This is a genomic window from Paracoccus spongiarum, assembly GCF_030732095.1.
GTDB classification, from domain to species: Bacteria; Pseudomonadota; Alphaproteobacteria; order Rhodobacterales; family Rhodobacteraceae; genus Paracoccus; species Paracoccus spongiarum.
The window spans coordinates 53,056-65,428 of sequence record NZ_JAVAMQ010000018.1; the positions used below are offsets into that span (position 1 = coordinate 53,056).

14 protein-coding genes and 1 tRNA gene are annotated in these 12,373 nt (G+C 69.0%); 6 read left to right on the forward strand and 9 right to left on the reverse strand.

The window, feature by feature from the left end:
- Genes Q5Y72_RS15915 through Q5Y72_RS15925 form a run of 3 tightly spaced genes read right to left on the reverse strand, consistent with a single transcriptional unit; the run spans position 1 to position 1,368 of the window.
- Positions 1 to 543: a MotE family protein gene (locus tag Q5Y72_RS15915; RefSeq protein WP_305964414.1), complete on the reverse strand. Its 543-nt coding sequence runs from the start codon at positions 541 to 543 to the stop codon at positions 1 to 3.
- Positions 536 to 886, reverse strand: a complete 351-nt coding sequence (locus tag Q5Y72_RS15920) for a hypothetical protein (protein ID WP_305964415.1) — start codon at positions 884 to 886, stop codon at positions 536 to 538. Before Q5Y72_RS15920 ends, Q5Y72_RS15915 begins: the two co-directional genes overlap by 8 nt.
- Entirely contained in the window at positions 883 to 1,368 is a 486-nt protein-coding gene (locus tag Q5Y72_RS15925) for a flagellar basal body-associated FliL family protein (protein ID WP_305964416.1), read from the reverse strand. The genes Q5Y72_RS15920 and Q5Y72_RS15925 overlap by 4 nt, the downstream gene beginning before the upstream one ends.
- Before the next feature lie 116 nt (positions 1,369 to 1,484).
- Between Q5Y72_RS15925 and fliF the strand changes: the two genes are divergently transcribed.
- From fliF to fliP, 4 genes are read left to right on the forward strand one after another with little or no spacing between them, the layout of a single operon-like run.
- Complete coding sequence (fliF, locus tag Q5Y72_RS15930) at positions 1,485 to 3,074, forward strand: flagellar basal-body MS-ring/collar protein FliF (protein WP_305964417.1); 1,590 nt, start codon at positions 1,485 to 1,487, stop codon at positions 3,072 to 3,074.
- The gene (locus Q5Y72_RS15935; RefSeq protein WP_305964418.1) at positions 3,071 to 3,631 is read left to right on the forward strand and encodes a hypothetical protein; all 561 of its coding nucleotides are present in this window, start codon (positions 3,071 to 3,073) and stop codon (positions 3,629 to 3,631) included. Before fliF ends, Q5Y72_RS15935 begins: the two co-directional genes overlap by 4 nt.
- Positions 3,631 to 3,888 carry a FliM/FliN family flagellar motor switch protein gene (locus tag Q5Y72_RS15940; protein ID WP_305964419.1) on the forward strand — a complete coding sequence of 86 codons (258 nt, stop codon included), beginning with the start codon at positions 3,631 to 3,633 and terminating at the stop codon, positions 3,886 to 3,888. The genes Q5Y72_RS15935 and Q5Y72_RS15940 overlap by 1 nt, the downstream gene beginning before the upstream one ends.
- Before the next feature lie 47 nt (positions 3,889 to 3,935).
- Positions 3,936 to 4,604: a flagellar type III secretion system pore protein FliP gene (gene fliP, locus Q5Y72_RS15945; RefSeq protein WP_305964428.1), complete on the forward strand. Its 669-nt coding sequence runs from the start codon at positions 3,936 to 3,938 to the stop codon at positions 4,602 to 4,604.
- 106 nt (positions 4,605 to 4,710) lie between these two features.
- Here fliP and dxs read toward each other — a convergent pair whose 3' ends face one another.
- The 6 genes from dxs to dapF all read right to left on the reverse strand — a co-directional run bounded on the left by dxs (position 4,711) and on the right by dapF (position 10,864).
- On the reverse strand, positions 4,711 to 6,627 hold the full coding sequence (gene dxs, locus Q5Y72_RS15950) for a 1-deoxy-D-xylulose-5-phosphate synthase (protein ID WP_305964420.1): 1,917 nt from the start codon (positions 6,625 to 6,627) through the stop codon (positions 4,711 to 4,713).
- Positions 6,628 to 6,675: 48 nt separating this feature from the next.
- Positions 6,676 to 7,539 carry a polyprenyl synthetase family protein gene (locus Q5Y72_RS15955; RefSeq protein WP_371930849.1) on the reverse strand — a complete coding sequence of 288 codons (864 nt, stop codon included), beginning with the start codon at positions 7,537 to 7,539 and terminating at the stop codon, positions 6,676 to 6,678.
- Complete coding sequence (locus Q5Y72_RS15960) at positions 7,539 to 7,775, reverse strand: exodeoxyribonuclease VII small subunit (RefSeq protein ID WP_305964421.1); 237 nt, start codon at positions 7,773 to 7,775, stop codon at positions 7,539 to 7,541. Before Q5Y72_RS15960 ends, Q5Y72_RS15955 begins: the two co-directional genes overlap by 1 nt.
- Positions 7,772 to 8,692, reverse strand: coding sequence for a histone deacetylase family protein (locus tag Q5Y72_RS15965; protein WP_305964422.1), 921 nt, complete (start codon positions 8,690 to 8,692; stop codon positions 7,772 to 7,774). Before Q5Y72_RS15965 ends, Q5Y72_RS15960 begins: the two co-directional genes overlap by 4 nt.
- Positions 8,693 to 8,780: 88 nt before the next feature.
- Positions 8,781 to 10,037, reverse strand: coding sequence for a tRNA (N(6)-L-threonylcarbamoyladenosine(37)-C(2))-methylthiotransferase MtaB (gene mtaB, locus Q5Y72_RS15970; protein WP_305964423.1), 1,257 nt, complete (start codon positions 10,035 to 10,037; stop codon positions 8,781 to 8,783).
- Complete coding sequence (gene dapF / locus Q5Y72_RS15975) at positions 10,034 to 10,864, reverse strand: diaminopimelate epimerase (RefSeq protein ID WP_305964424.1); 831 nt, start codon at positions 10,862 to 10,864, stop codon at positions 10,034 to 10,036. The genes mtaB and dapF overlap by 4 nt, the downstream gene beginning before the upstream one ends.
- A gap of 93 nt (positions 10,865 to 10,957) precedes the next feature.
- Between dapF and Q5Y72_RS15980 the strand changes: the two genes are divergently transcribed.
- Both Q5Y72_RS15980 and Q5Y72_RS15985 read left to right on the forward strand, forming a co-directional pair.
- Positions 10,958 to 11,033, forward strand: a tRNA-Lys gene (locus Q5Y72_RS15980).
- Positions 11,034 to 11,823: 790 nt separating this feature from the next.
- A partial coding sequence (locus Q5Y72_RS15985) for a site-specific integrase (RefSeq protein ID WP_371930851.1) occupies positions 11,824 to 12,373 on the forward strand: 550 nt, incomplete at its 3' end.

The following is a 12,373-nucleotide window of genomic DNA, read 5'->3' on the forward strand; positions in this document are numbered from 1 at the left end:
CTACTGCTTGCGGACGCTGCGCGCGCCCATCTGCGCGGTCAGCAAGGCCGCCTGACGCGGCTCGACCGAGGCGATGATGCGCGCCCCGGTTTCCGGGCGGACGCGGATCAGGATCTCGGCCGCAAAATCGGCCGGCAGATTCGTCAGCACCGCCGCGGCCTCGGCAGGCTTCATCTGGTCATAGACGGCGACCAGCCGCTCGATGTCACTGCGCACGGCGTCGGTGGCCCCGTCGCGGCGCGACTGGATGCTGCCCTTTCTCGCCTTCAACTCGGCAAGGCGGGCGCGCAGCGTGGCCTCGGCCTCGGCGATCTCGGCCTTGCGGGCGTCGATGCTTTCCATGTAGCGCTCGATCCGCAAGGCGCGGTCGCGCAGTTCCTCGGCCAGCGCGACGGCCTCGGGCACGTCGCCGCAGCCCTGCAGCAGATCACTGGGCCCCGCGACGGCGGCGAACAGACGCGACAGATCCTGCGACTGCCACAGCGCCAGGCCCGCAGGCAGGGTGAAGGCGAGAGCCAGGACCGGAAGGACGGAACTACGCATGGGCGGCCTCGGCGCGTTTGCGCAGGCGGCGCGCGACGGCGGGTGCCGGATCGGCGCGCGCCGCCTCGCCGATGCGTTGGCGCAGGTCCCACAGCGCCCGTTCGTTCCGCGCGCGGGTGATTTCATCGGCCAGGGTCTCGCTGGCCTCGGTTGCCTCGGCGCGGGCGGCCCGGATCGCCTTTTCCAGCCGGTCCACCTCGGCGGCCATGACCGCGATGGCCCCGCCGAGACCGGTTTCCAGGTCGTTGAGGCGACGCAGGCGCCGCGCCAGCAGCAGGCAGAAGCCCGCGAGGCCGACCGACGCCGTCGCCAGCGCGGTCTGCAGGATGAATTCGATGGTCATCTGATCAGAAACTCCGTGATCAAGAGGTCCTTGACGGGTTCTTCGCCAACCACATAGCGGCTGCGCGTGACCAGTTCGGACCGGATGATTTCCAGCACGCCGCGCTTGTCATAGGCGCCCGGATCGATCCCCGAGAGAAAGCTGGTGAACGCATCAAGGACGCGCGGCATCAGGTGTTCGACCTCGGCGCGGTGCGTCTCGTCGGTCTCGATCGCGGCGGACAACACGAGGCTGCGGCCGCGCGACCCGGGAATGTTCATCTCGATCTTCGGCACGTCGACGAAGACGACGGCCGTGGCGGCGGCGGCACCCTGATCGGGCTTGGCCGACCCGCCGATCAGCGCGGCCGGCGACCACAGGCCGAGATAGGTCGAGGCGAACCCGCCACCGCCAAGCGCAAGCGCCAGGGCAAGCATGACGATCGCCTTCTTCTTTCTGGGAGGAGGCGCCTCGACAGGCGCTTCGACTGCGGTGGCGGACATGGTGATTCTCCGTCGTGACAAGACGGAAATAGCAGGTCGCAACTAACCAAATCTTAATAGCAGACGTGCAATCAAGGCGATGAAGACAATCTTTGGATGATTCGAAAGGGCCGGTTTTGCAAAAACTGCAGGACTACTGGAACGAGCGAAGCTCACAGCAGAAGATCATTCTCGCGGCGGCCTTCATGGCCACCTTCCTGGCCGTCGCGGGCTTCGCCTGGCTGGCCAGCCGGCCCGGCATGTCGATGATCTATGGCGGCCTCGACCCGGCGCAATCCGGAGAGGTGATCGCCGGGATCGAGCGGGCGGGCGTCGCCTACGAAGTGCGCGGCGACGCGATCTGGGTGGATTCGCGCCAGCGCGACCGCCTGCGCATGGATCTGGCGGCGCAGGGCCTGCCCGCCACCGGCAGCGCGGGATACGAGCTTCTGGACGGGATGTCGGGCTTTGGCACCACCTCGCAGATGTTCGACGCGGCTTATTGGCGCGCGAAGGAGGGCGAGCTGGCGCGCACGATCCTGGCCCTGCCCAACGTCAAGACGGCGCGCGTCCACCTGGCGGTCGAGAACGGCCGCGGCTACCGGCGCGACATGACCGGCAGCGCCTCGGTGACGCTGACCACGAACGGCCAGCAGATCAGCCGCGAACAGGCCGCTGCGCTGCGCCATCTGGTGTCGTCGGGGGTGCCGGGGATGAAGCCCGACAGCGTTACGGTCATCGACACGCAGCGGGGCATCGTCTCGGCCAGCGAGGACAGTGCAGGACAGGACCGCGCCGCCGAGATGAAGCGCAATGTCGAACGGATCCTCGAACCGCATGTCGGTCCTGGCAACGCCATTGTCGAGCTGAACCTGGATCTGGTGACCGAAACCGAACTGGTCACCGAACAGCGCTTTGATCCCGAGCAAAGGGCCCTGATTTCCGAGGTTACCGAGGAAACCTCGGATGAAAGCAACAGCACCGGGTCCGGCGCGGTGACCGCCGCCTCGAACCTGCCCGACACCGAAGAGACACCAGGTGACAGCACCCAGGCCTCGCGGTCGGAAAATCGCCAGCAGGCCAATTACGAGGTCAGCCAGCTGCGCCGCGAGGTGTCGCGCCAGCCGGGCGCAACGCGGCGGCTGACCGTCGCGGTGCTGGTCAACGGCGTCGCGCAGACCGACGCCAATGGCGAGACCAGCCTGGTGCCGCGCTCCGAAGCCGAGCTTGAGACGCTGCGCGAACTGGTCTCGTCCGCAGTCGGCTATGACGAGGCCCGCGGCGACCAGATCACCGTGAAGTCGCTGCCCTTCGCGGCGCCCGGCGACGGCGGCACCATGGCGCGGCCCGGCCTTCTGGAGCGGCTTGAGGTGAACGGGCTTGCCCGGATCGCGCTGATCGGGCTGTTCGCCCTGGCGGTCATCTTCGCGGTGCTGCGCCCGGTGCTGCGCAACCGCAATCAGGCGCCGGCGAGCGGACCTGCACTGCTGGATGACAGCGGACCTGTCGCGGCCACTCCGGCGGTCAGCGGCACCATCGAGACCGGCGAGGCAGGCGGGCTGGACGCAAGGCTGATCGCGACCGATCCGCCGCGGCCCGAGCAGCTGTCCTTGCCCCCGGCCGACCCGGTGGCCCGGCTGCGCGGCATGATGCGCGAACGCCATGAGGAAAGCGTCAAGATCCTCAGCGGCTGGATCGACGACAAGGACAAGGAGAAGGCATTGTGACCCTGGCTCATTTCAAGCTGGAATCCTTCAGCGCCGCATCGGCCGGAATGGCCGAGATGATCTTCGGCAAGGCCGAGCTTGACCAGGCCTATGCCGACGGGCTGGCCGAGGGCCTGACGCGCCGCGAGGACGAACAGCTGCGCAACCTTGGCGCGGGCCTCGAACGGCTGGCGCAGGCGCTTGCCGATGACGAGGCGCGTCGCATCGCGCTGCGCGACGAGGCGGCACGGGCCCTCGCGCCCATCCTGGACGCGATCCTCGACAGCATCGCGCCGGCGGCCGATTCCCTGCGCCTGCAGGGCGCGCTGCGCGATGAACTGACCCGGCTGGCCCGCCTTGGTACGCCGCTGCGGGCCAGGATCGCCTGCGGACCGCGGCTGAGGGGGTTGGTCGAACGCTGCCTCGAGGAGGCCGGCCTTGCCGGCATTGAACTGTCAGAGGCCGAGGCCGACAAGATATGCCTGTCGTTGCAAGGCGGTCGAATCGAGATCTCGCCTGCCCAGATTGCCCAAGACATCCGCGCATTGATTTCCGAACTCAAGGAGGACCATTCGTGATGGACGCCCTGAAACACCTGATCGACACAGACAACATCCAGGTCGAGGTCACGATCCGGCTGGGCCGGACCCGCCAGACCGTCGCCCAGCTGTCCGGGCTGCGGGCCGACGACATCCTCGTGCTGGATCAGGGCATCGGCGACGGGGTCGAGATCTGCGTGGGCGACAAGGTGATCGCGCACGGCGAACTGACCGGGGACGGATCGCCCGAAGACCGCCTGTGCGTGCGGATCGTGGGCGCGACGGAGGTCGCGTGAGACATGTCGCGAACCTGGCGGCGGTCCTGGCGCTGACATGGCTGCCCATGGCGGCGGCGGCACAGGACATCGCGGCGCTGGACCAGGCGGCGGGCGGGCTGGGTCGGAATGCCGTCCTCGTGGTGATGGCGCTGACGGCGCTGTCGCTGGCGCCCGGCATCGCGATCATGGTCACCTGCTTTCCCTTCATCGTCACGGTCCTGTCGATTCTCCGGCAGGCCATCGGTCTGCAGCAGGCGCCGCCGAACATGCTGATCGTCAGCCTCGCGATCTTCCTGACCTGGTTCATCATGGACCCGGTGCTGCGCGAGGCGTGGCAGACCGCGGGGGCGCCGCTGCGCGATGGCAGCATCGGCATCGCCGAGGCGTTTCAACGCGGCATCCAGCCGTTTCAGGGCTTCATGGCCGCGCGCACCGATCCCGACACCCTGGCCGGCCTCGCCCAGATCGCACCGGATCCGTCCGCCCCGATCGACCGGCTGTCGGTCCTCGTTCCGGCCTTCATGCTGTCCGAGATCCAGCGCGCCTTCGAGATCGGCTTCCTGATCGCGCTGCCCTTCCTGATCATCGACCTTGTCGTGTCCGCGGTCCTGATGTCGATGGGCATGATGATGGTGCCGCCCGTGGTCGTCTCGCTGCCCTTCAAGCTGGCATTCTTCGTGGTCGTGGACGGCTGGTCGATGATCGCCGGGGCACTGGTGCGAAGCTATCAGTGACGGGCGCCTGCCGGACCGACGGAAAAACCGCCGCCCGCGGCACGGCGTCAGCCCCGAAAGCGCAGCGGCCGTAGGCTGCGGCCCTGCTATCGGACACGGCCTTCGGTCAGGCGCGGCGGTCCGCGATCCGGCCTATGCCCAGAACCTCCAGCACCTTGGCCTCGACATGCGCGGCGTTCAGGGCGGAGTCGTCATACATGGCGACAGGCGCATCGTGATCCACGAAGCGGTCGGGCAGCACCATCGACCGGAATTTCAACCCGTGATCGAACACGCCCTCCTCGGCCAGAAGCTGCGCGACATGGCTGCCGAAGCCGCCGATCGCGCCCTCCTCGATGGTGATCAGCGCGTCATGCCCGCGGGCCAGGCGCAGGATCAGGTCGCGGTCCAGCGGCTTGGCGAAGCGGGCGTCGGCTATGGTCGGCCTGATGCCGCGCGCGGCCAGCGCCTCGGCGGCCTCGATCGCGGCGGACAGGCGCGTGCCCAGCGACAGAAGCGCGACCCCTGCCCCTTCGCGGATGATGCGCCCGCGGCCCAGCGGCAGAACCTCGCCGCGGGCAGGCAGATCGACGCCGGTTCCCTCGCCGCGCGGGAAGCGGAAGGCGATCGGACCGGCGTCATGCGCGGCCGCCGTCGCCACCATGTGCATCAGCTCGGCCTCGTCGGCGGCCGCCATGACCACGAAACCCGGCAGGTTGGCGAGGAAGGCGATGTCATAGGCGCCGGCATGGGTGGGACCGTCCTGCCCCACCAGCCCCGCGCGGTCGATGGCAAAGCGGACCGGCAGCCCCTGGACCGCGACATCATGGACCACCTGGTCATAGCCGCGCTGCAGGAAGGTCGAATAGATGGCGCAGAACGGCTTCATGCCGCCGGCGGCCAGCCCGGCGGCGAAGGTCACGGCGTGCTGTTCGGCGATGCCGACATCGAAGCTGCGGCGCGGGAACCGCTCGGCGAACTGCTTCAGCCCGGTGCCGTCGGGCATGGCGGCCGTAATGCCGAGGATCCGGTCGTCGCGCCCGGCCTCGTCGATCAGGGCCCGCGCGAAGATCGAGGTATAGCTGGGCGCGTTCGAGCTGGCCTTGGCCTGCACCCCGGTCACCATGTTGAACTTGCCGGTCGCGTGCCCCCGGTCGGCCGCGTTCTCGGCGGGGGCGTAGCCCTTGCCCTTGCGGGTCACGGCATGGATCAGGACCGGCCCGGTCGCGCGCGACTTGACGGTGCGCAGCAGGGGCAGCAGCTGGTCCAGATTGTGGCCGTCGACCGGGCCGACATAGGAAAAGCCCAGCTCCTCGAACAGGGTGCCGCCGACGGCCATGCCCTTCAGCATTTCCTTGGCCCGCCGCGCGCCTTCCTGCAGCGGTTCGGGCAGCATCCCGACCGCGCCCTTCGCCGCGGCCTTCAATTCCTGGAACGGGGCGCCGCTGTAAAGCCGGGTCAGATAAGACGACATCGCGCCGACCGGCGGCGCGATCGACATCTCGTTGTCGTTCAGGATGACGATCAGCCGCTTGCCGAGATGGCCGGCATTGTTCAGCGCCTCGTAGGCCATTCCCGCGCTCATGGCGCCGTCGCCGATGACCGCGATCGCATCGCCCGGGTCGCCGCCCAGATCGCGCGCCACCGCAAAGCCCAAGGCGGCCGAGATCGAAGTCGAGGAATGGCCGGCGCCGAAGGGGTCGAATGGGCTTTCCGCGCGCTTGGTAAAGCCCGCCAGGCCGCCGCCCATGCGCAGCGTGCGGATGCGGTCGCGTCGGCCCGTCAGGATCTTGTGCGGATAGCACTGGTGGCCGACATCCCAGATGATCTTGTCCCGTGGCGTGTCGAAGACGGCATGCAGCGCCACCGTCAGCTCGACCACCCCGAGGCCGGCACCCAGATGGCCGCCCGTCACGCTGACCGCGCTGATCGTCTCGGTGCGCAATTCGTCGGCCAGCTGGCGCAGCTCGCGGTCGCTCAGCGCCTTCAGGTCCGATGGCAGAAGGACGCGGTCAAGCAGGGGTGTTGCGGGGCGGTCGATCATGGGCGAACCCTCCGGGGGGCGGCTGTGCGGGCGATGGGGCGGCGTCGATCAAGTGTCGCGCTCGATAACGAAACGCGCCAGATCCCGCAAGTTTTCCGCGTCATCGCCGTAATCCGCCAGTGACGCGACGGCATCATGCGCCAGCCGGGCCGCCTCGGCGCGGGCGCCGTCCAGCCCCAGGACGGACACGAAGGTCGCCTTGCCGGCGCCGCTGTCCTTGCCGACACGCTTGCCGGTCAGCGCCTCGTCGCCGGTCACGTCGAGGATGTCGTCGGCGATCTGGAAGGCCAGGCCCAGATTGCGCGCATAGCCATCAAGCGCCGCCACGTCGTCGCCGGCCATCAGCGGGCCGGCCGTTGCGGCAAAGCGGATCAGCGCGCCGGTCTTGGCGCCCTGCAGGCGCTTGATCGCCTTCAGGTCCGGCGCCTGCGCCGCGGTCTCGGCGGCGATGTCCAGCGCCTGCCCCCAGACCATGCCCGCAGCCCCCGCCGCCCTTGCCAGCGCGCGGATCAGCCGCAGCCGCGCCGCGGCGTCGCCGATCGCCTCGTCGGTCAGCAACTCGAACGCCAGCGTCTGCAGCGCATCCCCGGCCAGGATTGCCGTGGCCTCGGACCACTGGATATGGCAGGTCGGCATGCCGCGGCGCAGGTCGTCGTCATCCATCGCCGGCAGGTCGTCATGCACCAGGCTGTAGGCATGCAGCGCCTCGACGGCCAGCGCCACCGGAAGGGCGGCGTCCTCGGTCAGGCCATGCAGCCGGGCCGATTCAAGGACCAGAAACCCGCGCAGCCGCTTGCCGCCGACGGTCGCATAAGCCATCGCGTCGCGCAGTTCGCCCTGCGGCAGCGCGGCCAGCGCCTCGTCCATCGCGGATTGAAGGCGAAGCCGTGCCGCCTCGAGTCCGGCCTGCATCACATCCCCTCGACGGGTTCCGTCGCAACCGGCTGTCCGCTGGCGGACAGGGTGATCTTCTCGACCCGCTCCTCGGCCTCGCGCAGGCGGCGTTCGCAATAGGCGCGCAGGCTGGCGCCGCGTTCATAGAGGGTGATCGACTCCTCCAGCGTGGCCTCGCCGGTTTCCAGCTTGCCCACCGTCACCTCGAGTTCGCGCAGCGCGTCCTCGAAGGACAGTGTTTCGATCTCGCTCATTTTCCGGCCTCCATCAGCATCTCGACATGGGCACGGACGGACCGACCCAGAGCGGCCAGATCATAGCCACCTTCAAGGCAGGATACCACCGGTGCCCCGCAGGCGGCGGCCGTCTGGCAGATCATCGCGGTGATGGCGGCGAAATCCTCGTCCGACCAGCGCAGTTCGGCCAGCGGATCGTCACGATGGGCGTCGAACCCGGCCGAGACGATGACCAGCTGCGGCGCCAGCGCGGCGCAGCGGTCGAGGATCTGCCGCCATGCCGCGCGAGCCCGCCCGCCATCCGAACCGGGCGGCAGCGGCAGGTTCATGATCTGGCCATGCGCCCCGCGTTCCGAGACCGCGCCGCTGCCCGGATACAGCGGCATCTGATGGGTCGAGGCAAAGAAGGCCCGCGCCTCTTCCCACAGCAGGTCCTGCGTGCCGTTGCCGTGATGCACGTCGAAATCCAGGACCGCGACACGCTCCAGACCGTGATGATCCAGCGCGCGGCGGGCGGCGATCGCCGCGGTGCCGAACAGGCAGAAGCCCATTGCCGTATCGCGTTCGGCATGGTGGCCGGGCGGTCGCATCGCCACGAAGGCGTTGCCGGCCTCGCCCGCCAGCACCGCATCGACGGCGGCGCAGGCGCCACCCACCGCCCGCGACGCCGCATCGAGGCTGCCCGGCGACAGGTGGGTGTCGGCATCCAGCATCGTCCAGCCCTCGCGCGGCAGGGCGGCCCGGATCCGGTCGAGATAGGCCTGCGGATGACAGCGCAGCAATTCGGCCTCGGCGGCGGCTGGCGCCTCGCGCCGGTCCAGCGCCAGCCCGTCCAGCGCCGCGATGACGGCGGCGTGGCGGGCGACCTGTTCGGGATGGCCGGGCGGGGTCACATGCCCGGCCGCGGCGGGATGGCTGAAGATCGCGGTTGTCATCGGCAGGCTCCTCGCGTCGCGTCAGGCTAGGCAGCGGCGGCCCGCGGCGCAAGCCGCGACGGCCCGTCGCAAGCGACCCGCGCGAGGCTCAGGCGGCCAGCCGGGTACCGTCATGGCCGCTGATGCGCAGGTCCAGGATCGTGCCCTCGGGCCGATCCTCGGCAAAGACCACCTCGGCGAACTGCTCGGTGCGACCCAGCCGCGGGCCTTCGCTGAGGACGCGGTGCTGCCTGCCGACCTGCGCCTCGAGATGGCGCCGCAACGCCTGATCGCCCGCCGCCCGCAGCCGTGACGCGCGGTCGCGGATGGTCGCGCCGCCGACGGCCGGCATCCGCGCCGCCGGGGTGCCCTTGCGCGCCGAATAGGGAAAGACATGCAGGAAGGTCAGGCCGCATTCCTCGACCAGCGCCAGGCTGTTCCGGAACATCGCCTCGGTTTCGGTCGGAAAGCCCGCGATGATGTCGGCGCCGAAGACGATCTCGGGGCGCAGACGGCGCGCCTCTTCGCAGAACCGGATGGCGTCGTCGCGCAGATGCCGGCGCTTCATCCGCTTCAGGATCATGTCGTCACCGGCCTGCAGCGACAGGTGCAGATGCGGCATCAGCCTGTTTTCGGTCGCGATGGCCAGCATCAGGTTGTCATCCGCCTCGATCGAATCGATCGAACTGATCCGCAGCCGCGGCAGGTCCGGCACCAGCCGCAGGATCCGCATCACCAGATCGCCAAGCCGCGGCGTGCCCGGCAGATCGGCCCCCCACGAGGTCAGGTCGACGCCCGTCAGCACCACCTCGTTGAAGCCCCGCCCGACCAGACGCGTGATCTGCTCGACCACCACCCCCGCCGGCACCGACCGCGAATTGCCGCGGCCATAGGGGATGATGCAGAAGGTGCAGCGGTGGTCGCAACCGTTCTGAACGTGCACATAGGCGCGGTGCCGGCCGAAGCCGTCGATCAGGTGGCCGGCGGTCTCGGTCACCGACATGATGTCGTCGACGCGGATCTTCTCGGTCTCGCCGATCAGGTCGGGCGCGCGCAGCGCCTGCCAGGTGGCCGGCTGCATCTTCTCGTGGTTGCCGATCACCTGCGTCACCTCGGCCATCGCGGCGAAGGTCTGCGGCTCGGTCTGCGCGGCACAGCCGGTGACGATGACCGGAGCGCCCGGGTTTTCGCGCGCGAGGCGGCGGATCTCCTGCCGGGCCTTGCGCACGGCCTCGGCGGTCACCGCGCAGGTGTTGACGACGACCGCGCCCTCGAGGCCCGCGGCCTTGGCCATCTCGCGCATCGCCTCGGTCTCGTAGGCGTTCAGACGACAGCCCAGCGTCGCGAAGATCGGCGCGCCGCTCATGCGGACAGCCAGGCGGGGGTCAGAACGCCCGAAAACACATGCGCGGTCGGCCCTGCCATCCAGACGCCGTCCTCGCGCCAGTCGATCTGCAATTCACCGCCCGGAACGTGAACGCGCAGCGTCCGCCCGGTCAGCCCCCGTCGCGCCGCCGCGACCGCCGCGGCGCAGGAACAGGACCCCGAGGCCAGCGTCGCCCCGGTGCCCCGCTCCCAGATCCGCAGGCGGATCTCGTCGTGCGACAGCACCTCGACGATCTCGACATTCGTGCGCTCGGGATACAAGGGGTGATGCTCGTGCTCGGGGCCGAAGCGGTCCAGATCGACGGCGTCGGCATCGGCAACGAAGAAGGTCATGTGCGGATTGCCCATGCCGGTCGCCACCGGATCGCCGGCGATCGGCAGATGGTCAGCATCGACCGGCCGCGCCAGCGGGATCGCCCGCCAGTCCAGCACCGGCTGGCCCATGTTGATGCGGGTGACACCGCCGCCCGCATCCTCGGCCAGCAGGATCGCGTGGTCGGTGCGCAGGCTCAGCCGGTCGGCGCCGGTCTCGTCCATCACGAAACGGGCGATGCAGCGCGTGGCATTGCCGCAGGCCGCGCTTGTCGATCCGTCGGCATTCCAGAAGCGCAGCCGCAGGTCGGCCCGGTCATCGCCCGAGATGGTCGCCAGCTGATCGAATCCCACGCCGAAATTGCGGTCCGCGATGCGCGCGATGACGCTCGCCGGCGGGGCCGAGCCCCCGGCGCGCAGGTCGATCACCACGAAATCATTGCCCAGCCCGTGCATCTTCATGAACGGCAGGCCGGCGGGGGGAATCTGGTTCATGCCGCGCATATAGTCGCGGCCGGGCTTTTCCGCCAGTGCCCCCGTTTTTTCCGCTTGACGCCCCCGCCCCCCCCACCTACTAAGCCCCCCGTTGGGCCCGTAGCTCAGTTGGTAGAGCAACTGACTTTTAATCAGTGGGTCACAGGTTCGAATCCTGTCGGGCTCACCATTTTCTTTTTCCTGCCGTCGGAAATCGCCCTTGCTCGGACGTGCAAGGGCCGAGGTCATCGTGCGGACAGCCCCTGTCACGACCGGGAAGCCCGGGTGGGTTTACCGTGATCGTCACGCCCGCGATCACCACACCCTCTTGGCTCCAGTCGAACAGATCGGCCTCGCCCGGCTCGTCATGGAGCGGCACACAGGCTTCGGCGGCCGCGGTGCCTCGCCCCTGCAACGAGGTCTTCGCGAAGCGACGGACGGCGTCATGACCGCCCTCCGCAATGGCGCAACAGCTTCCGGTAAAAATTCTTTCGTCAGCTTCTCGTCTCGGACCCGTTTCCTGATACCCTTCGGCCCCGTCAGGACCACTCCTCGAGCCGGTCCCGGATCTGCCGGACCCACCGCCGTCAGGGGTATGATGGCCTTGCGAGGACTTTGCGAGGATTGTGCGCCGGCATCAGTCAGGGACAGGAGATTGTTCGGTCCTGATGGGCGGCGCGGCCTTCACCGCGGCAGATCGCGCTCCACCGCTGCCGGCAGCTGTTCGCGCTTAAGCAGTGCCTGAGAGCGGATCTATCCCGAGAGCAAGGCCGGGTTGGAGGGCAAAACCTGCGTCGGCAAACTCTGCCACCGCAGGCGACAGCCCCGGGATTTTCGGCTTGTCCGAGGCTGTCTCCGACCGCATCGACCTGTCGGCGCGCGGCCCTGAAGCAGCCCCAGTGCGACCAGTATTCTGACGGTTTCGTCCACGTCCAGGCTCGGGCATCCACAGGGACACCGACGTCAAGGGCCTGCTATGCATCTGCCACAAGACCACGAAGACCTTCGCCTGCCAAGGGGACGTGCGCCGCGACAAGCGGCTGGTGCGCACCGTGCGGGTGAAGATCGGGCGCACCGACCTGGTGCGGCTCTCCGACGCCCGCAGCGAGGCGAAGCGCCTCATGGCCACTATCCAGTCGGGGGTGGACCCGACGGCGGGCCCAGCTTCCACCGGCATCACCCTGGAACAGACGCTGGTCGAGCACCTCAAGGAGCGCAGCCTGTCGGCGGCCACTGTGCGGGGCTACCAGTACCACATGGACCACTATCTCAAGGGCCTGCGCAAGCGGGCGGTGGCCGACATTTCCAGGCAGGACTGCCGTGACCTGCTTGACACTCTGACGCGCCTGCACGGCAAGACCACGGGCGGGTCGGTGATGCGGACGGTGCGGGCGCTGGTCAACACGGCCCGGCGGCACGACGAGACGATCACGGCGAACCCGGTCGATGCGATCCGCGTGCCTGCAACGCCGAAACGGCAGGTCGGCGAACTGGACGTCGCCGCCTTCTGGGCCGTGACCGAGGCCATGT